Origin of the sequence: Pseudomonas sp. 8O, from assembly GCF_902506495.1 — a bacterium.
Lineage (GTDB): Bacteria > Pseudomonadota > Gammaproteobacteria > Pseudomonadales > Pseudomonadaceae > Aquipseudomonas > Aquipseudomonas chaetocerotis.
In genome coordinates this window covers 531,337-550,727 of record NZ_LR733263.1, presented here as the reverse complement: position 1 = coordinate 550,727, position 19,391 = coordinate 531,337, and the positions used below count along the sequence as shown (strand labels likewise).

Annotated in this window: 17 protein-coding genes; 6 read left to right on the top strand and 11 right to left on the bottom strand. The window is 62.3% G+C overall.

Features of this window, described 5'->3' with window-relative positions; genetic code table 11:
- Nucleotides 1-59: 59 nt before the first annotated feature.
- From GV002_RS02475 to GV002_RS02465, 3 genes are all read left to right on the top strand, one after another.
- Nucleotides 60-980: an NAD(P)-dependent oxidoreductase gene (locus tag GV002_RS02475; protein ID WP_160016901.1), complete on the top strand. Its 921-nt coding sequence runs from the start codon at nt 60-62 to the stop codon at nt 978-980.
- Complete coding sequence (locus GV002_RS02470) at nt 977-1,825, top strand: fumarylacetoacetate hydrolase family protein (protein WP_160016900.1); 849 nt, start codon at nt 977-979, stop codon at nt 1,823-1,825. Before GV002_RS02475 ends, GV002_RS02470 begins: the two co-directional genes overlap by 4 nt.
- A 133-nt stretch (nt 1,826-1,958) precedes the next feature.
- Nucleotides 1,959-3,164, top strand: a complete 1,206-nt coding sequence (locus GV002_RS02465; RefSeq protein WP_160016899.1) for an alpha-hydroxy acid oxidase — start codon at nt 1,959-1,961, stop codon at nt 3,162-3,164.
- A 177-nt stretch (nt 3,165-3,341) separates the two neighbouring features.
- Here the strand turns inward: GV002_RS02465 and GV002_RS02460 are convergent, their stop codons facing one another.
- From GV002_RS02460 to GV002_RS02445, 4 genes are all read right to left on the bottom strand, one after another.
- Nucleotides 3,342-5,078 (bottom strand): IlvD/Edd family dehydratase, encoded by a 1,737-nt coding sequence (locus GV002_RS02460; protein ID WP_160016898.1) that lies wholly within the window; start codon nt 5,076-5,078, stop codon nt 3,342-3,344.
- Between the two features lie 66 nt (nt 5,079-5,144).
- A complete protein-coding gene (locus GV002_RS02455; protein WP_160016897.1) occupies nt 5,145-6,446 on the bottom strand; it encodes a TRAP transporter large permease in 1,302 nt (433 codons plus the stop codon).
- 15 nt (nt 6,447-6,461) lie between these two features.
- Nucleotides 6,462-7,016: a TRAP transporter small permease subunit gene (locus tag GV002_RS02450; protein ID WP_160016896.1), complete on the bottom strand. Its 555-nt coding sequence runs from the start codon at nt 7,014-7,016 to the stop codon at nt 6,462-6,464.
- Nucleotides 7,017-7,085: 69 nt separating this feature from the next.
- Nucleotides 7,086-8,111 (bottom strand): TRAP transporter substrate-binding protein, encoded by a 1,026-nt coding sequence (locus tag GV002_RS02445; RefSeq protein ID WP_160016895.1) that lies wholly within the window; start codon nt 8,109-8,111, stop codon nt 7,086-7,088.
- Between the two features lie 186 nt (nt 8,112-8,297).
- Between GV002_RS02445 and GV002_RS02440 the strand changes: the two genes are divergently transcribed.
- Complete coding sequence (locus GV002_RS02440) at nt 8,298-9,269, top strand: LysR substrate-binding domain-containing protein (protein ID WP_256667017.1); 972 nt, start codon at nt 8,298-8,300, stop codon at nt 9,267-9,269.
- Between the two features lie 118 nt (nt 9,270-9,387).
- On the opposite strand, the gene GV002_RS02435 is transcribed toward GV002_RS02440, so the two are convergent.
- The 5 genes from GV002_RS02435 to GV002_RS02415 all read right to left on the bottom strand — a co-directional run bounded on the left by GV002_RS02435 (nt 9,388) and on the right by GV002_RS02415 (nt 14,591).
- The gene (locus GV002_RS02435; protein ID WP_160016894.1) at nt 9,388-10,434 is read right to left on the bottom strand and encodes an Ldh family oxidoreductase; all 1,047 of its coding nucleotides are present in this window, start codon (nt 10,432-10,434) and stop codon (nt 9,388-9,390) included.
- On the bottom strand, nt 10,431-11,966 hold the full coding sequence (locus GV002_RS02430; protein WP_160016893.1) for a tripartite tricarboxylate transporter permease: 1,536 nt from the start codon (nt 11,964-11,966) through the stop codon (nt 10,431-10,433). Before GV002_RS02430 ends, GV002_RS02435 begins: the two co-directional genes overlap by 4 nt.
- 10 nt (nt 11,967-11,976) lie before the next feature.
- Nucleotides 11,977-12,426, bottom strand: a complete 450-nt coding sequence (locus GV002_RS02425) for a tripartite tricarboxylate transporter TctB family protein (protein ID WP_160016892.1) — start codon at nt 12,424-12,426, stop codon at nt 11,977-11,979.
- 69 nt (nt 12,427-12,495) lie between these two features.
- Nucleotides 12,496-13,479: a tripartite tricarboxylate transporter substrate binding protein gene (locus GV002_RS02420; RefSeq protein WP_160016891.1), complete on the bottom strand. Its 984-nt coding sequence runs from the start codon at nt 13,477-13,479 to the stop codon at nt 12,496-12,498.
- Between the two features lie 155 nt (nt 13,480-13,634).
- Complete coding sequence (locus GV002_RS02415; RefSeq protein WP_160016890.1) at nt 13,635-14,591, bottom strand: LysR family transcriptional regulator; 957 nt, start codon at nt 14,589-14,591, stop codon at nt 13,635-13,637.
- Between the two features lie 158 nt (nt 14,592-14,749).
- On the opposite strand from GV002_RS02415, the gene GV002_RS02410 reads away from it, so the two are divergent.
- A complete protein-coding gene (locus GV002_RS02410; RefSeq protein ID WP_160016889.1) occupies nt 14,750-15,931 on the top strand; it encodes a fumarylacetoacetate hydrolase family protein in 1,182 nt (393 codons plus the stop codon).
- A 190-nt stretch (nt 15,932-16,121) separates the two neighbouring features.
- Here GV002_RS02410 and GV002_RS02405 read toward each other — a convergent pair whose 3' ends face one another.
- Nucleotides 16,122-17,063, bottom strand: coding sequence for a LysR family transcriptional regulator (locus GV002_RS02405; RefSeq protein WP_160016888.1), 942 nt, complete (start codon nt 17,061-17,063; stop codon nt 16,122-16,124).
- A gap of 161 nt (nt 17,064-17,224) precedes the next feature.
- On the opposite strand from GV002_RS02405, the gene GV002_RS02400 reads away from it, so the two are divergent.
- The gene (locus GV002_RS02400; protein ID WP_160016887.1) at nt 17,225-18,364 is read left to right on the top strand and encodes an iron-containing alcohol dehydrogenase; all 1,140 of its coding nucleotides are present in this window, start codon (nt 17,225-17,227) and stop codon (nt 18,362-18,364) included.
- 8 nt (nt 18,365-18,372) lie between these two features.
- Here GV002_RS02400 and GV002_RS02395 read toward each other — a convergent pair whose 3' ends face one another.
- Nucleotides 18,373-19,317: a LysR family transcriptional regulator gene (locus tag GV002_RS02395; protein ID WP_160016886.1), complete on the bottom strand. Its 945-nt coding sequence runs from the start codon at nt 19,315-19,317 to the stop codon at nt 18,373-18,375.
- Nucleotides 19,318-19,391 lie beyond the last annotated feature (74 nt).

The following is a 19,391-nucleotide window of genomic DNA, read 5'->3' as shown; positions in this document are numbered from 1 at the left end:
GCGACCTTGCTCGGCACCGCATGTGCCGGGCATCGCCGCCACATGCAAGGTGGAGTCTCATGACCGCTATCAATGTTGGGTTCATCGGCCTCGGGTTGATGGGCCATGCCATGGCCAGCAACATCCAGAACAAGGGCTTCAGCCTCGCTGTCACGGCGCACCGTAACCGCCAGCCGGTCGAGGATCTGGTCAGCAAGGGCGCCCACGAATACGCCAACGCCGCCGAGCTGACGCGTGCCGTCGACGTGGTGCTGCTGTGTCTGCCAGGCACGGCGGAAGTCAGCCGCGCTCTGGCAGGCGAGACCGGTATCCTCGCTGGCCTGCGCCCGGGGCAGATCGTCGTCGATTGCAGCACGGGTGATCCGAATCGCACCGCCGAGCTGGCCGCGCAAGTGTTTGCACAGGGTGGCCATTACCTCGATACGCCGGTCAACCGTACGCCCAAGGATGCTATAGCAGGGCGCCTCAACGTACTGGCTGGTGGCGATGCCGAAGTACTCGACAGGGTGCGTCCGGTGCTCGAATGCTTCTCCGAGACCATCCACTACCTTGGCCCGTTGGGCTCGGGTCACAAGGCCAAGGTTATCCACAACTTCATTTCCCAGGGCAATGCCACCATCCTCGCCGAGGCTTTCTGCACGGCGGCGAAAAACGGCATCAACCTGGCTGCGTTCGCCGAGATCTGCAGCATGAGCGGCGGTTACAGCCGCACCTTCGAGCGGATCATTCCCTACGTCCTGCATGGCGACGATTCCGGGCAGCAGTTCGCCCTGGCCAACTGCGAGAAGGACATGCGCTATTACACCGAGCTGACCAAGATGACGCCGACCACCGGCATCGTGTCCGATGCGGTGTACCAGACCTTCATGCTGGCCAAGGCACTAGGTCATGGCGACAAGTACGTACCGCGCCTGTTCGATGTGTTGGGTGAAATCAACGGCGTGCGTGTACGTGCCTACAAGGAAGAGGAAAAGGCATGAAACTGTTGCGTTATGGCCCGCCGGGCCAAGAGAAGCCGGGGTTGGTCGCTGCCGACGGCAGCCTGCGCGACCTGTCGCAGCATGTGCTCGATATCAGCCCGCGGACGCTCGACGCCAAGGCGCTCGATGAGCTGCGTGCGCTCGATCCGGCCAGCCTGCCGCGAGTCGAGGAGGGCGTGCGTATCGGCACCCCCATCGCCAATGTCGGCAAGCTGATCTGCGTGGGCCTGAACTACGCCGATCACGCCAAGGAATCCAACCTGCCGGTGCCCAGCGAGCCCGTGCTGTTCATGAAGGCCACCAGTGCCATCTGCGGGCCGAACGATCAGGTGATCATTCCGCGCGGTGCACAGAAGACCGACTGGGAAGTGGAGCTGGGCATCGTCATTGGCCGCAAGGCGCAATATGTCGAGCGTGAACAGGCGCTGGAGCATGTTGCCGGCTACTGCATCGTCAACGACGTGTCCGAGCGTGCCTACCAACTCGAAAGGGGCGGCACCTGGGACAAGGGCAAGGGCTGCGACACCTTCGCGCCCATCGGCCCGTGGCTGGTCACGGCCGACGAAATTGCCGACCTGCGCAATCTCGACATGCACCTGAGCGTGAACGGCGAGACCCGGCAGAACGGCAACACCCGCACGATGATCTTTTCCATCGACGAGATCGTCAGCTACATCAGCCAGTTCATGACGCTCAACCCGGGCGACGTGATCTGCACCGGCACGCCGCCGGGCGTGGGCGCAGGCATGAAGCCGCCGCAGTTTCTCAAGGCCGGCGACCGCATGCGCCTGAGCATCAGTGGGCTTGGTGAGCAGTGCCAGGAAGTAGTGGCCTGGCAGCGCTGAGACTGCCCTTTGCTCCCCTCTCCCGCATGCGGGAGAGGGGCTGGGGGAGAGGGTTGAAGCGTCCGTAAGGGCTTTCCCGAGAGCAGAGGCATTCCCTCGCTAACTCTTGTTCGCAACCTGTAGAGAAACAATCATGCAACGACGCCTGTATCCGGGGCGCGATTTTCGTCGTGCGCAGAACATCGAAGAGCTGCGCGAGATGGCCCGTCGCCGCCTGCCCAATTTCTCCTTCGAGTACGTCGAAGGTGGGGCGGACGATGAGTTCACCCTCAAGCGCAACCGCTCGATCTTCGAGAGCGTGACCCTGCAGCCGCGCACCCTGCGCAATGTCGGCCAGCGCAGCCTGGAGCGCAGCTTCTTCGGGTGCACCTCGCAACTGCCGTTCATGATCGGCCCGACCGGCTTCAACGGCCTGCTGACCCGTGACGGCGACCTGCACCTGGCTCGCGTTGCGGCAGACGCCGGCATCCCCTTCGTGCTGAGCAATGCCTCGACCACCTCCATCGAGGACATCGCCGCTGTTGACGGCATCCGCGCCTGGATGCAGATCTACCTGTATCGGACTCGTGACCACGTGGCCAAGCTGGTCGAGCGGGTGAAACGGCTGAACCTGGAAGCCATCATGGTAACCACCGACAGCGCCATCTTCGGCAACCGCGAGTGGGACAAGCGCAATTACGCTAAACCGTTGCACTTGGACCTGCGCAACCGCCTCGATGTGCTGTGTCACCCCGAGTGGATCTGGGACGTGCTGGTGCCCGATGGCGTGCCGCGCTTTCGCAACCTCGGTGACCTGCTACCGCCTGGCAAGGATTCGGTGAAAGGGGCAGCCAGCGCGCTGGCCGCCGAACTCGACCCGACTCTGAGCTGGGACGATATCGCCTGGTTGCGCGACATCTGGCACGGCAAGTTGATCGTCAAGGGCATGATCCACCCGGATGACGCGCGCCTGGCCCTGCAGTACGGCGTCGACGGCGTGGTGTTGTCCAATCACGGCGGCCGTCAGCTCGACGGCGCGGTCTCGGCGCTGGAAACACTGCCGGAGGTGGCACGCATCAACCAGGGGCGGATGGAAATCTTCCTCGATGGCGGCTTCCGTCGCGGCAGCGACATCGCCAAGGCGCTGCTCTTGGGCGCCAGCGGCGTGTTGATTGGCCGCGCCGGCCTGTACGGCCTGGCCGCCGGCAAGGGGCCGGGCGCCGCGCACGCGCTAGAGATTCTGCGTACAGAACTGGATCGCACCCTGGGCCTGCTAGGTTGTAGCAGCCTGGAAGAGCTGACCCCCGACCTGATCCACGCGCCGCACTGGCGTGCGCTGGCCGAGCGCATTCGCGCCTAGTTTTCCCTCCGTCTCGTACTCCCCCACGATTGCGGTACGAGGCGGTTTTTTATTGCAGACATGAAGAAGGGCGCCGAGGCGCCCTTCTTCATGTCTGCATAGACCGGAGCTTTCCCCGGCCCTACTTTCGCGGGGCCGGGTTTGCACGCGCCTCGCTTGCCTCGAGGCTGGATCGACTCAATGTGAATGCCGCGGTACGGCAGAGCCGCGACAGCCAACCAGAAAGTCGAAATCGCAGCCTTCGTCGGCCTGCAGCACGTGATCGACATAGAGGCGGCGGTAGCCACCGTCCCAGAGCAGGCCCTGTGGTTGTTGCCAGGCCGCCAGACGCGCCTGCAATTCCGCTTCGGGGATGTCCAGATGCAGACGCCCGTTGGCGCAATCGAGCTCGATGAAGTCACCGTTGCGTACCACCGCCAATGGACCTCCAGCCGCAGCCTCCGGGGCTACGTGCAGCACCACGGTGCCATAGGCGGTTCCGCTCATGCGGGCGTCGGAGATACGCACCATGTCGGTGATGCCCTTGGCCAGAACCTTGGGTGGCAGGCCCATATTGCCGACTTCCGCCATGCCCGGATAACCCTTTGGGCCGCAGTTCTTCATGACCAGAACGCAGGTTTCATCGACGTCCAGTTGCGGGTCATTGATCCGCGCTTTGTAGTCGTCGAAGTCCTCGAAGACCACCGCGCGGCCACGGTGTTGCATCAGTGCCGGGCTCGCTGCTGAGGGTTTCAGCACCGCTCCCTTGGGCGCGAGGTTGCCGCGCAGCACACAGATACCGCCATCGGCGCGCAATGGATTGTCGAGCTGACGGATCACCTCATCGTCGCCATAGATCGGCGCATCCTTGCAGTTCTCCCACAGGTTCTTGCCATTGGCCGTCAGCGCCTGCGGGTTGGGCAGCAGGCCGTTCTCGCCGAGTCGGCGAATGACGGCAGGCAGGCCACCGGCGTAGTAGAACTCCTCCATCAGGAAGCGGCCGGAGGGCTGCAGGTCGACGATGGTCGGCGTGCCACGCCCCACACGAGTCCAGTCGTCCAGCTCCAGCTCGACACCCATGCGCCCGGCGATGGCCTTGAGGTGGATTACCGCGTTGGTCGAGCCACCGATTGCAGCATTGAGCCGGATCGCGTTCTCGAATGCTTCGCGAGTCAGAATTTTCGACAGGCGCAGGTCTTCATTGACCATTTCGACGATGCGCATGCCCGACAGGTGAGCCAGCACATAGCGTCGCGAGTCGACCGCGGGAATCGCGGCGTTGTGTGGCAGCGAGGTGCCCAGGGCTTCAGCCATGCAGGCCATGGTCGAGGCCGTGCCCATGGTATTGCAGGTGCCCGCCGAGCGCGACATGCCCGCCTCGGCGGCCATGAAATCATGGATCGAGATCTTGCCGGCCTTGACCTCTTCGCTGAGCTGCCAGACCACCGTGCCGGAACCGATGTCCTTGCCCTGATGCTTGCCATTGAGCATGGGGCCGCCGGTTACGACGATGGCCGGGACGTCGCAGCTCGCGGCGCCCATCAACAGGGCCGGCGTGGTCTTGTCGCAGCCGGTCAGCAGGACCACGGCGTCTATCGGGTTGCCCCGGATCGCTTCTTCGACATCCATGCTGGCCAGGTTACGGGTCAGCATCGCGGTCGGGCGCAGGTTCGACTCCCCGTTGGAGAACACCGGGAACTCCAGAGGGTAGCCACCGGCTTCGAGTACGCCCTGTTTGACGTGCTCGGCGATCTTGCGGAAGTGAGCATTGCAGGGGGTCAGTTCGGACCAGGTATTGCAGATGCCGATGATCGGCTTGCCCTGAAATTCATGGTCCGGAATGCCTTGGTTCTTCATCCAACTGCGGTACATGAAGCCATTCTTGTCGGCGCTGCCGAACCACTGGGCGGAGCGGAGGGGGCGTTTGTCTGTCATGAGAAAAACCTGCCAGGGTGCGAAAGGCCGCTCAGGGCCTTTCGGGTTGATCGAAAAGGGAGAGGGTTACAGCAGCCAGGTCGAGAGCGCCGGCATGTAAAGCAACAGGCCGAGGACGAACAGCTGGATGAAGATGAACGGCACCATCGACCTGAAGATGTCGGTGAGGCTGATGTCCGGTGGGGCCACGCTTTTCAGGTAGAAGGCCGCCGGGCCGAAGGGGGGCGAGATGTATGACACCTGCATGCTCACGGCGAAGAGGATGCCGAACCACACCGGGTCGTAGCCGAGTTGCACGACAATCGGCACGAAGATTGGCAGGCAGAGCATGGCGATGCCGATCCAGTCGAGGATCATGCCCAGCACCAGGAAGATCAGCATCATCACCAGGATGATGACGAAGGGCGCTACATCCAGGCCGGTGATCGCCGAGGAGACGAAGCGGTTGCCACCCATCAGGTTGTAGACCCCGACCAGGCAGGCGGCACCGATGCCTATCCAGACGATCATCCCGCAGGTTTCCAGCGTTTGGGTCAGGCTGCCCTGAAGCAATTTGACGGTGAACTCACCGCGCACGATCACCGCAAGCAGTACGCCCAGCGCACCCATGGCTGCGGCCTCGGTGACCGAGGCGATGCCGCCGTAGATGCTGCCGAGTACCAGACCGGCAATGGCCACCGGGTAGAACATGCCGCTGAAGGCCTCGGCGACCGTGAGGCGTGGGGTATGACTATCCTGTTCGAGATTGGCACCGCCCATTTGCGGATAGCGCGTACACATCACCACCACGTAGATCATGTAGCAACCCATCAGCAGAAACGCCGGTACTACCGCAGCCTTGAACAGGTCGGCGATCGAGACGCTGGCGATCAGACCGTAGATGATCAGTACGATCGATGGCGGCACCATGGTGCCGAGCGAGCCACCTGCGCACACCACACCGATGGCGATGCGTTTGTCGTAACCCAGGCGCAGCATCTGTGGCAGTGCGAGCAGGCCTAGCAGGACGATCTCACCGCCGATGATTCCGGAGATGGCAGCCAGGAAGAACGCCACGACCAGCGTCTGCACCGCGACCCCGCCGGGCAGACGGCCCGCGAAGAAACGCATCGAGTTGAACAGGTCCCGGGCCAGGCCGGAGCGGTCGAGCAGCCCGGCCATGAAGACGAACATGGGAACGGCGACCAGGGAGTATTCGGTGATGAAGCCGAACATGCGACTGGCGACCAGGGGAACTGCCATCGGGCCGAACCAGCCCAGGGTAAAGATCGCCGCCACCAGGCCGGTGACATAGGCCAGGGGCAGGCCCAGTATCAGCAGGCCGAAGATGGCAAAAATGATCAGATAAGTTGCGATTTCAATGCTCATGGCGCGATTCCGGGGTCATGGGTTCTTGCGCCAGTGCTGGCTGATGCGTACGACCTGCTGCAGCGCCATGAGGGCAATCGAGATCAGGATGATGATCTTGATGAAGGCGGGTAGCGGCGGGTTCCAGGAGGAGCCTGAGGTTTCCAGGCGCCAGCTGCCGTCCGGTGCATGAGTGGCGTTGAAAGCCAGAATCCAGGCGGCGTATCCGATGGCCAGGCAGAAGAGGATGCCCAGGAGCAGGTTCAGCAGATCCAGCCAGGAGCGCTTTTGCGGCGAAAGGCGGTCGAGCAGGATGCGAATCTGGATGTGCCTGTTGGTCGCCAGCGCATAAGGCCCGCCCAGGGCGAAGATGGTCGCGACCAGGAACATGGTGGTCTCGTGAGCCCATTCTGTGGGGGCATTGAATCCATAGCGCATGATCACTTCATAAACACTGACCAGCATGGCGACAAACACCAGCCAGGCGACAGCCTGACCGATACGCTGGATGATCTGGTCGAAGCGGTTCTGGCCAGGTACGGGTTCTGTGACGGGAAGAGGACCGTCGCTCGGTGATTGCGGCAGTTTCAATGTAAAGCTCCTCGTCAGCCCCGACCGTAGCCGGGGCTGTGTGCTCTGAGTGTGGTTTGGAGAGGGGCGTCAGAGCAGGCCTTTGCTCTGCAGGTAGGCCTGGATCGAGTCGACGGCTTCCTTGGCCTCAGGGCTGCGATCACGCCAGGCGCTCCACTCGGCGCGGGCAATCTGGCGGAATTTCTTCAGCTCTTCGGCGGGGAGCGTGGTCAGGGTCACGTCGCCTTTCTGCTTGGCGATTGCGACCTGCTCTTCGTCCTTGGTTTGCAGGTCGCCGATCAACTGGGCGGTGAAGGCGTCCACCGACTCTTCGAGAATGCGCTTCTGCTCGTCGCTGACCTCATCCCAGGTGGCCTTGTTGATGGAGATATCCTTCATCGGCATCGAATGGAAGCCGGGGTAAATCGCGAACGGGGCGTACTTGTGGTAGCCCTGCTGATAGTTGGTGGCGAACACGGTGTAGTCGGCGGCATCGATCACGCCCTTTTCCAGTGCTGTGTAGACCTCGGAGGTCGGCAGGTTCACCGGTGCTGCGCCGATCAGCTTGAAGGCGTTCGAGACCATGCCCTCCGGGGCTCGGACCTTGAGGCCTTTGAAGTCGTCGAGTTTTTCGATGCGTCGCTTGGTGATCAGCGACTCGACGCCGACGGCACCGGCGCGGATCAGGTGTACGTTGTAAGGCTCGACCAAGTGGTTATAACCGTCCTCACCGCCGTTGCGCATGTAATCGAGGAAGGTCGCGGTATCGCTCCAGGCACCGACCATGTTGCCGTAGACGGCGAAGGCCGGATTCTTGCCGGAGAAGTAGCCAGGGTCGGTGATGTGGCCCTGGATGATGCCGGCGCCAACGGCGTCCAGGGTCTCGTTGTTGCCGACGATGGTGCCGGTTGGCATCACCTCGATGAGGATTTCGCCGTTGGTCTTTTCGCCGACGCTCTTGGCCCATTCCTGGGCGATGCGGAATTCGTCATCGCCCGCATTGACGTTGATCTGGAACTTCCATTCCTCTTTCGCCAGTGCGCTGGTCGAGCTCAGGATCAAGGCCAGGGCCGCGAGGCCCCTGCCTAGGCGGTAAGGGGTATCAGTGAGTTTCATGGTGCCTCTCCGGTTATTTTTATAAGGGCATTTTCTAGCGCATAGGCCCGCAATAGAGCCTCGGCGGAAAACAGACGGGTAGTGCGACATCTGTAATTCTGAGGGTAGAGAGTAGACAGACGAGGGATCATCAACAAATATGTAATTGCGCCATCTCCATATCCAAATGGATATACCTTATTCTTTATGAAGCCTCTCAATAGCAGTTGGTTTGTCCGGGCCCGGCTGAAGAGTCGGCACATTCCCTTGTTGGTGGCGCTGGGTGATACCGGCAACCTCAACCGTGCCGCCGAAGGTCTGGGAATCTCCCAGCCGGCCATCTCCAAGCTGCTCAAAGAGCTTGAGGATGGCCTGGACGTGGCGCTGTTCGAGCGGCATGCCCGTGGCGTGGTACCGACGCTCTATGGCGAGGCGATGATTCGTCATGCACGGAGAATCCAGACCAGCCTCGAGGATGCCTTCGATGAGGTCTGTGCGATGCGCGGCGGGCAACGCGGGCATGTGCGCATCGGTACCATTCTCACTCCCTGTGCCGAGCTGCTTCCGGAGCTGACGCGACGAGTCAAGCAGAGCCATCCGAACTTGGAGTTGAGTATTCGGACCGGGTCGAGCCTCGATCTGATGGCGATTCTCAACGATGGTGAACTAGATTTTCTGGTCGCGCGTTTCTTTGCCGACAGTGCCCAGACCGGCATGTGTTTCGAGCCCCTGTACAAGGAGCCGCTGTGCGTCTGTGCGCGGGCAGGACTGATCAACCACGTACTGTCGCGCGAGGACCTGCACGCTGCCGATTGGGTGCTGCCGCCTTCCGGTAGCGTGCTGCGGCATGAGTTCGATGCTCTTTTCCAGCACGTCGGCATGTACCCGCCGAGCAAGGTGGTGAATGCTGAAAACCTGTTGATGGTGACCACGCTACTGGAGCAGAACGACATGCTCACTGTGCTGCCGCGCGAAGTGGTGGCGCACTATGCTCGCTACGGCATGCTGGCGATCGCCGAACTGGATGCCGGAATAGAGGAGGACCTCAATCGCAACCTGATGGCCTACGGCATCATCACCAAGAACGAGGAACTGCTGTCTCCTGCCGCCAGGAGCGTGTTGGCTCTGTTGCGCGAGAGTGCGCAGATGTTGCCGCCGGTGGAGCGATCGGCAGTCTGAATTGCTCGTCCACTGATCACGGTGGGCGTGCCGGGGAATTTCCGGGACGAGAGCTGAGTCATCTACGTCCCGGTTGTTGCTACGTTTCGGTGAGCCTATCCGAGCGCTCTTTGCGCTATCAGAAGGGGTATCCGTAACCGGCTTCGCTCGCTGCCCCATGCAACGCCGCCAGCACATCGTCCGGCAACTCCAGACCCTGTTCGAAGGCTTTGGCGCGGCGCGCGATGCCGGCATGACCCGGCATGCGCACCGGGTTTTGCGCCACGCGCGGGCGGCTCTCCAGGCACGCGCCGACGAAGTGATCCATCTCGGCTTTCAGCTCATCGACGCCGCCGAAGAACGCTGGGTCGAAGGTCAGTACGGTCACCGCAGCGCCCCATTGCTTGACCCCATCCTTGCGCCCGAAACCACCCAGGCCGGCGGTCAGCGCCTCGATCATGGTGCCGAGGGCGAAGCCCTTGTGGCCGAACTCCAGGCTGCCCAGCGGAAGGATCGCGCCCGGCGGCGTGCCGAAGTAGGCCGCGGTATCGCGGGTCGGTTGGCCATCCGGGCCGATCAGCGCGGCGTGTTCCAGCTGGCCGCCGGCCTGGTGAGTCTTGTTCACCAGGCCATTGGTGATGGTCGACATGCTGACGTCGATGAGAATCGGCTTCTCGCCGGTGGGAATGCCAATACCCAGCGGGTTGGGCGTATATACCGGGTCGAGGCCGCCGTGCGGCGCCACCGAAGCCACCGCCGGATCGGAGGTCAACACCAGCGCGATCAGATCCTGTTCGGTATAGCGTTGCAGGTAGGCGGCGAGGCAGGCGATATGGTGCGAGCGGCGGATGCTCGCGACGCCGATGCCGAAGGTACGCGCGGCCGCGGCGGTGAAGTCCAGCGCTTGTTCGACGCAGTACGGGCCGAGCAGGTAATCGGCGTCGTAGAGCCGTGCCGCCGGTGTCTGGCGGATGACCTGCAGGCTTTCGGCGTTGCCTTTGGCCTGGCCAGCGCGCAGGTCCTTGAGGTAGCCCTGGGCCAGTTTCACGCCGTGGGTGTGGTGACCGAGCAGGTCGCCTTCGACCAGCACGCGGCTGACCACCGTGGCGACGTCGGGGCTGACGTCTGCCCCGAGAAAGAGCTGCTTGATGAAGTGTTCCAGTTGTTCCGGGGCGATGCGGCTCATTCGATGGCTTCCTTGGGTGAGGACAGGGCGCGCGGATAGCGCATGCGCCAGTACTTGGCGAGCACCGGGAACAGGGCCACCAGCAGTACCAGCAGGGCCAGACCGATGCTGATCGGGCGCTCGACGAAGGCCAGCAGATTGCCGTCGGCCTTGATCATCGAGGTCATGAAGTTGGTTTCGAGAATGTTGCCCAGCACCAAGCCGAGAATTGCGGGGGCGATGGGGAAGTCGGCGGTGGCGATCAGGTAGGCAGCGATGCCGCAGACCAGCATGATCCACACATCGGTCAGGCTGTTGTTGATGGCGAAGGCTCCGACGATGCAGAAGCACAGGATGATCGGCATCAGCACACGTGTCGGCGTCACCGCGAAGATATGGGCACTGCGGATGGCCAGGTAACCGATCGGCAACAGGATCAGGTTGGCGACGAAGAACGCGGTGAACAGGCCGTAGGCCATGGCGCTGTTGTCCATGAAGATGGTCGGGCCGGGGTTCATGCCCTTCATGTACAGCACGCCAATGACGATGGCGGTGATCGAGTCGCCTGGAATGCCAAACACTAGCGCCGGGACCCAGGCACCCGCGACGGCCGAATTGTTCGCGGAGCCCGCATCCACTAACCCTTCGACATGGCCTTTGCCGTAGGCTTCGGGGGTTTTCGAGCGCTTCTTGCTGACGGCGTAGCAGATCCAGGCGGCTATGTCCGCGCCGGCACCGGGCAGCGCGCCGATGAAGGCACCCAGGCTGCTGCCGCGAATCACGTTCTTCCAGTAGCGCTTGAGGTGCGTCGGCACCAGGCCGAAGACGCTGCCATGCTGGGGGGCGATGGTTTGCGCCACGTCCTGCTCGCGCGTCTTGTCGCGGGGGATGGAATAGAGCTTCATCACCTCGTACATGGCGAAGAAACCAATCATTACCGGGATGAAGTTGATGCCCCCCATCAGGTCGGGCACATCGAAGGTGAAGCGCGGTGCGCCGGTGACCATGTCCAGGCCGACCGTGGCCAGCAGCAGGCCGACCATCAACGACAGGAAGCCTTTTACCGCCGAGCCGGTGGAGATGAATACCGCGCTGCCCAGGCCGAGTACGGCCAGCCAGAAATATTCGTACGAGCTGAAGTTAAGGGCAAATTCGGCCAGGGAAGGGGCGATCATGACCAGCACCAGTGTTCCGGTCAGGCCCCCGATCACCGAGCAGGTAAGGTTCAGGCCCAGTGCTTCACGCGCTCGTCCCGCCCTGCCAAGAGCCGCAGAGTCGGCAACATAGGCGGCAGAGGCAGGTGTTCCCGGGATGTTAAGGTAGGTGCCTGGAATGTCGCCGGCGAAGATGGCCATGGCTGCGGTGGTGATGATTGCCGCAATGGCAGCGGTCGGGTCCATGGCGAAAGTGATCGGGACCAGCAGCGCGACAGCCATGGTGGCGGACAGGCCCGGAATGGCGCCGACGAAGACACCGAACAGAGCGGCCAGCAGGATCACCAGCAGCGTCTGGAAATTGAAGACGAGCAGAATGCCGTCGAGTAATGCGTTCATGGATGGCTCCTCAGAAACCTAGGGGCCCGATGGGCAATGGAACCTTGAGCAGGTGACCGAAGGAGAAACTGATGACTGCGGTGGCCACGAGGCTGATGACCAGAGATGGCATCAGGCGTACGCCACGCTGGATCAGCAGCGTCAGCATGATCAACAGCATCATCGGGGCGGCGCCGATGACTTCGCTGAGGTAGATGTAGGCCACGACCAGTGCGCAAGGCAGTAACACGCCCAGTGGCGGCAGGCCGATCCCGAATGTGCCGTCAGTACCTTCAGCGCGCAGCTGGCGTACGGCGCTGAAACTGAGCAATGCCCCACCGACGGCCATGCCTATGGCGATCAGCGTGGGGAAAAAATCGGCGCCGTACTGCATGCCGGGCACTACCGGAAACTCGCGGGCCATCAGCCATACACCCAGACCCAGGGCGATGAAGATCAGACCGAACAGAAGGTCTTTCATGGATGAGCTCTCATACAACCGAGTAAAGGCAAACGGCACCCCGAAGGGGCGCCGTATCGAAAATCTGGCTTATTTCTTCATGCCGATCTTTTCGATGATGCCGCCCATGTACGCGTTGTTCTCGACCAGGAACGCCTTGAAATCAGCGCCTTTGTGCCACTCGACACCGAAACCCTGGCGCTTCATGAAGTCCTGGTAGAACTCGCTGTTGTAGGCCTTCTCTAGGGCGTCCTCGAGCTTGGCTACCACGGCAGGGTCCATGCCTTTAGGGCCGGCGACACCGCGCCACTCACCCAGCGAGTATTCGCTGCCGATGCTTTCCTTGATCGTCGGGATATCCGGGAAAGCCGGATTGCGTTCAGGGGAGAGAATGGCCAGGCCCTTCGCCTTGCCGGCTGTGATCATCGAGCGTGCCTCGGGTACTGAGGACGGGACGAGTTCGATACTGCCAGCGGCCAGTTCGACCATGGCCGGTGCGGCGCCCTGGCTGGGAATCCAGGTGACCTTGTTGGGCTCGATGCCGCGATCCATCAGCAGGCCGGCGAAGGCCACGTGCCAGATGCCACCCAGGCCGGTACCAGAGGCCTTAAAGGTGCCTTGGGGCTTGTCGGCAATGTCCTTCAGGAGCTCTTCGACATTGTTGTACGGTGCATCGGCGCTGACCTGTACGCCGGGGTAGTCGTAGTTGGTCATGGCCAGGGGGGTGAAGTCTTCGTGGGTGATCTTGGTCAGCCCCTGCCAGTGCATCATGTTCAGCTCACCGGTTACGAAGCCTAGGGTGTAGCCGTCGGGTTTGGCGCTGGCCATGACCGTGTGGCCCACCACACTGCCGCCACCGGGACGGTTGACGACGTTGATGGTGACGCCCAGCTCCTTCTCCAGTGCGGTGGCGATGCCGCGTGCGGCAGAGTCGCTGCCGCCACCAGCGGCCCACGGCACGATCAGTTGGATGGGCTTGTTCGGGTATTCAGCCATGGCTGCAACTGGGGCGCCCAGAAGGGAAAAGCCGAGGGCGATGCTGAGCGGGCGAAGCAGAGTGCTTAGCTTGATCATGAAAGTTCACCTATTGAAGTTATTTTGAGTGAGGTGCAGCTAGGTTCCGCTTGAACAAGTCGGCCAGGCAGACGGCACGGCGTGGAATCAAAGCCTGGCCGAAGCTAGGCAACTCTCGGGGAGGTGTCTAATGAGGCTTTTTCATCGAGTCATAACTAGGGGTTATTCGCTGATGATTCATCGCGGATGACGGTGCGCAGGGCGTCAATGAAGTCGCGGGCTGCGGAGGATACGGGCTCGTCCTTGCGCAGCAGCACGCCATAGGCCAGCGGAGAGGGCGCCAGGCTCGTCTGGATTTGTTTCAAGCTGCCATCGAGCAGGTTCTGCCGTACCACCGCCTCTGGCAACAGTGCCAGGGTGTCGCTGTTGCAGAGCATTTTCAGCGTCGTTTGTACGGAGGTCGTCTCGATGGCGTTGGCCGGTGGACTCACGCCCGCATCGCTGAACGATTGTTCCAGCGACTGGCGCAGTGGGGTGTTGAGTGGGTAGAGCACCCAGGGCCATTCGGTAAGTTGCGATGGCGAGACCTGCTGGCGATTGCACAGCGGATGTTCGGCTCGAGCGATGAGGATGAAGGGCTCCTCGGCCAGCGCGGTGAAGTCGAAACGCTGGCGCTGCTGGTGGTCGGTGAAGCGACCGACCACCAGATCCAGCTGCTTGTGCTCCAGCAGCTTGAGCAGGTGATCGCTGGTGTCTTCCAGCAGCTCGATGGTCAGCAGCGGCCGTCGGCCTTTCAGGCGCAGCAGCGTTTCGGGCAAGGCATGGGCAGTAGCGGCGAAGATCGCACCTACCTTGAGATAGCCGTGGCCACCCTGGCGCAGGCTTTCCAGGCGATAGCTGAAGGTCTGGCAGTCATTCAGCGCGCGCTGCGCATAGGCAACCACCTCGGCGCCTAGCTCGGTGGCTGGCAGCTCGCGGTTGAGGCGCTCGAACAGGGTGAAGCCGAACTGGCTTTCGATATCGCGCAGCATCTTGCTTACCGCCGGCTGGCTCAGCCCCAGTTGCTGCGCGCTGCTGTGCATATTGCCGGTGCGCGCCAGGCTGTCGATCAGCGCCAGGTGGCGAAAGCGTAGCCAGTTGTGAAGGGTCGGGAGATTGCCTGTTTGGTTCATGGCCGCTGTGCTCGGGAGTACTCGATAACCGGATCATATCGCGGACTGACTATTAGTCATTGGTGGTTATCGCGAATGGAGAGATATGGTCAGCCGGCCTGACCGCACCCAGGGTGCCTTGCGGGCATTTCCAGTCGCATAAGAAGAAGGACTCCGCCATGCCCTACGCTCTCAGCCTCACACCCAGCAACACCTTGCCTACCGATAGCTTGCGCGGAACCCTCGTCGGCCGGGCCTGGTTGCCCGGAGAGTACGCCGGCCCGGCGCCGATCCTGCTGCGTGAGGATGGTGTCTATGATCTGTCCACATTGGCGCCGACCCTGAGTGGGCTGTTCGAGCAGGAGGGTCTGCTGGCCGGGTTGCAGAGTCTGCGCGGCACGCCGCTGTGCAGTGTCGAGGCCTTGCTGGGTAACAGTGGTACTGGCTTCAATCCCGAGCTGCCGAGTCTGCTGGCGCCTGCCGACCTACAGGTGCTCAAGGCGGCGGGTGTGACCTTTGCTTCGAGCATGATCGAGCGCGTGATCGAAGAGCGTGCCGGTGGTGATGCCAGCCTGGCCGAAGGCGTTCGGGCCAAGGTCAGGGATGTGCTAGGCGAGGATTTTGCCAGCATCAAGCCAGGCTCGGAAAAGGCCCAGCAGGTCAAGGTGCTGCTGCAGGAGCAGGGCCTATGGTCGCAATACCTGGAAGTGGGGATCGGCCCGGATGCCGAGATTTTCACCAAGGCGCCTGTGCTGGCCGCCGTTGGTAGCGGCGCGGAGATCGGCATCCACCCTGGCTCGGTGTGGAACAATCCGGAGCCGGAGGTCGTGCTGGCCGTCAATAGCCGTGGCGAGGTGCTGGGCGCGACCCTCGGTAACGACGTCAACCTACGGGATTTCGAAGGCCGCAGTGCGCTGCTGCTGAGCAAGGCCAAGGACAACAACGCGTCCTGTGCCATCGGCCCGTTCATCCGCCTGTTCGACGATACATTCAGCCTTGATGACGTGCGCAATACGGTGGTTCGCTTGCGCGTCGAGGGCACTGACGGCTATGTGCTCGAAGGCAGCAGCTCCATGGACAAGATCAGCCGCGATCCGCTGGATCTGGTCGGTCAGGCGCTCAACCGCAATCACCAGTATCCGGATGGCTTCCTGCTGTTCCTCGGCACTCTGTTCGCTCCGACCGAGGACCGTGATGCCCCTGGCGCGGGTTTCACCCACAAGCTCGCTGATCGCGTGATCATCAGCAGCGAGCAGTTGGGCGCCCTGCATAACAGTGTTAACCATAGCGACAAGGCACCGGTCTGGCAGTTTGGTCTCAACGCCTTGATGAGCAGCCTGGCCGCGCGCGGCCTGCTCTAGCTTACGTAGGGGCGTCGTCGGGTGGGTTAGCCGCTTGTCACGCAGCTGAGTCGTTACACGACCTTTGCCGCGGCGTAACCCACCATAGCTGCCACGCGATCCATCGTCTGGTGGGTTACGTGAAGCCCACTGGCGAGGCAGCTGTCGATTCGTCTTCTGCGTCGCTAACCCACCCACATGGGCAGGTTCGTCACTGCAGTCTGTGCTCGTCCTGCGCTGAGGTGAGCTGTGCCATGAACAGGCGACTGATCGAGGACAGACTCACGCCGCGCCGGGTGATCAACTGGTACGGCTCGCTCCGGCTTTTCAGGCTCAGCGGCAGGATGCAGGTCATGCCGAAGCCCGTGCAGAAGCGCGCCACGTCGGTCGACAGTAGGGCGACCAACTCTGGATTTTTCTGCAGAAGCGACAGTGTGGTGAAGGCTGAGGTGGTTTCCAGCAGTTGCAGGGGGAAGCGTAGCCCCGCCTGCTGAAATTCCCGCTCCAGTGAAAGGCGCATCGGCATGTTGGCCGAGTAGACCACCCAGCGGCTATCAGCCAGATCGGCCAGCTCCAGTTGTGTGCGTCCGGCTAGCGGATGATCACGGTTGGCGACCACGGCCAGGGTTTCGTCACGCACATCGATGCAGTCGTAGTGCTCTGGCTGGCGGCTGATGCTGGTGCGGCAGATCGCCAGATCGAGGCGGCCTTGATCGAGCAGGCTGAGCAGCCGCGCGCTGGTGTCTTCGACTATCTCCACGGACAGATCCGGGTGCGCCTCCAGCAACTGGGTCAACGCATCCGTCATGAACGGTACCGCGCCCATGATCACTCCGACCGACAGGCGTCCGCCGTGGCCTTGGAGAATACCCAGCATTTCTTCGCGCAGGTGAGTCAGGTCTGTCTGGATCAGCTTGGCGTAGCGAATCGCGCAGTGTCCCAACTCATTGGCCTCCAGGCCGCGATTGGTGCGTACGAACAGCGGCGCGCCCAGCGTGGTCTCTATTTCCTGCAACGCCTTGGTCGCCCCGGGTTGGCTGATTGAGATCAGTTCTGCGGCTTTGATCAATGAGCCCTGTTCGCCGAGGGCGATCAGCAGGCGCAGTTGCCGGAAGCGCAGGCGGGAAAAAATGGAGGAGACGGATGGCAGCATGTATAGCTTTCCCTTATAGCAGTATCAGCGCCTCTCATTAGTCAGGAGCGCCTCTATCTCATAGTTTGCCTGGGCGGCAAGGCTATCCGTGAGAATGTCCGAGTGATCTTACTCGACGTTTTCCGCTGCCTGCTATTACAAAAACAAGCAGAGGCTCCCCCATGGCACTGATCAACTACCTCACTCAAGTCCAGTTCGGTTATGACGTCCTCGGCCAGTTGGCCGCCGAGTGTCAGCGCATTGGAATCACCCGGCCCTTCATCGTGACTGATACGGGGGTGCAGGCCGCAGGTATCGTCGACAAGGTTCTGGGGCAGTTAGCCGACCCTGCTATTGCGGAAGTTTTCGACCAGACGCCGCCGAACCCGAACGAAGGCGTGGTGCGTGCGGCGGCGGCGCGTTATCGCGACGGGGGCTTCGATGGCATCATCGCAGTCGGCGGTGGTTCCTCCATCGACCTGGCCAAGGGCGTCGCCGTGTGCGGCACCCATGAAGGCCCGCTGAAGCAGTTCGCCGTGATCGAAGGCGGGCTGGCCCGTATCACCGCAGCCACTGCGCCGGTGATTGCTATCCCCACCACTGCCGGCACGGGTAGCGAAGTCGGTCGTGGTGCCATCCTGATTCTTGATGATGGTCGCAAGGTTGGCGTGATCTCGCCCTATCTGATTCCGCGTTCAGCTATCTGCGACCCTGAGCTGACTCTCGGCCTGCCTGCACAATTGACTGCTGCCACGGGGATGGATGCCATCGCCCATTGCCTGGAAACCTTCATGGCGCCGGCGTTCAATCCGCCTGCCGATGGCATCGCCCTGGACGGCCTGTGGCGCGCATGGCGACATATCGAACGCGCAACCCGTACGCCTGGTGACCGAGAAGCGCGATTGAACATGATGAGCGCCTCGATGCAGGGCGCCCTGGCCTTTCAGAAGGGCCTCGGCTGCGTGCATAGCCTCAGCCACGCTCTGGGTGGCATCAACCCAAGGTTGCACCACGGGACCCTCAACGCGGTATTCCTGCCGGCGGTTATCGCCTTCAATGCGCAGTCTGACTCGGTGCGTGATGAGCAGAAACTGCAGCGCATCGCTCAGGCTATGGGCCTGGGGAGTGCCGAGGAAATCATCCCGGCGATTCGTGAGATGAACCGTCGCCTCGGCATGCCTTCGGGGCTGGCGGAGATGGGCGTGGACGAGTCGCTGTTCCCGGCGATCATCGAAGGTGCGCTGGCTGACCATAGCCACAAGACCAACCCGCGTCTGGCGAGTGCCGAGGACTACGCCGAGTTGCTGCGCCAGTCCATGTAAGTGGCGGGCTAGGTGCCTTCGTACAGGGCGTCCTGCTCGCTGCGCAGGTGCTCCAGCAGCAGGCTCGCCAGTGGCGACAGGCTGCTGCCGCGGCGGTGGATGATCGAGCACGGCTCGTTGCGTGCCTGCAGGTCCAGTGGCAGGCGGCGCAGCAGGCCGAAGCTCTCGCTGGAGCAGGCGATGGAGTGGGGCATCACCGCCACCAACTGCGGGTCTTCCTGCAGCAGGCTGAGCATGGTGAAGGTCGAGGAGGTCTCCAGCGGGTAACGGGGAAACTCCAGGCCGGCTTCGCCGAACTCGCGCTCCAGCACCGTGCGCATCGGCGTGCCGGTGGGGTAGACCACCCAGCTGTAGTCGCTCAGATCGGTCAGGCTCAGTGCCGGGTTTGCCTGCTGCGGATGCTGCGGCGCGGCCACCAGCGCCAGGCGTTCGGCGTGCAGGCTCAGGCATTCGTAGTCGTCCGGGTGCTGGCTGCCGCTGGTTCGGGCGATGGCCAGGTCCAGGCGGCCTTCGTCGAGCAGCTTGAGCAAGCGCGGGCTGATGTCTTCGACGATCTGCACGGAGATGTCCGGTTGTATCTGCCGCAGGCTGGTGAGTGCGCGCAGCACCAGCGGCACCGAGCCTGCGATGGTGCCGATCGCCAGGTGGCCGCCATGACCTTGCAGGATGCTCTGCATTTCCTCATGCAGGTGCGCCAGATCCGAGTGGATGAGCCGCGCATAGCGGATCACGCAACGCCCCAGGTCATTGGCTTGCAGTCCCTGTGCCGAGCGTGTGAATAGCGGCGTACCGAAGGTCGTCTCGATTTCGTGCAACGCCTTGGTCGCGCCCGGCTGGCTGATGGCGATGCGCTCGGCCGCGCGATGCAGAGTGCCCAGTTCGTCGAGGGCGATCAGCAGTCGCAACTGGCGAATACGCAGGCGGGAAACGATGTAGGTCAGAGGAGGCAGCATGGGGATGACGAAAAGTTATCACCTAATCAGAAGCTTTCATTAGGCAGCACTGCGGGCAGTTTTTAAAGTGCCCG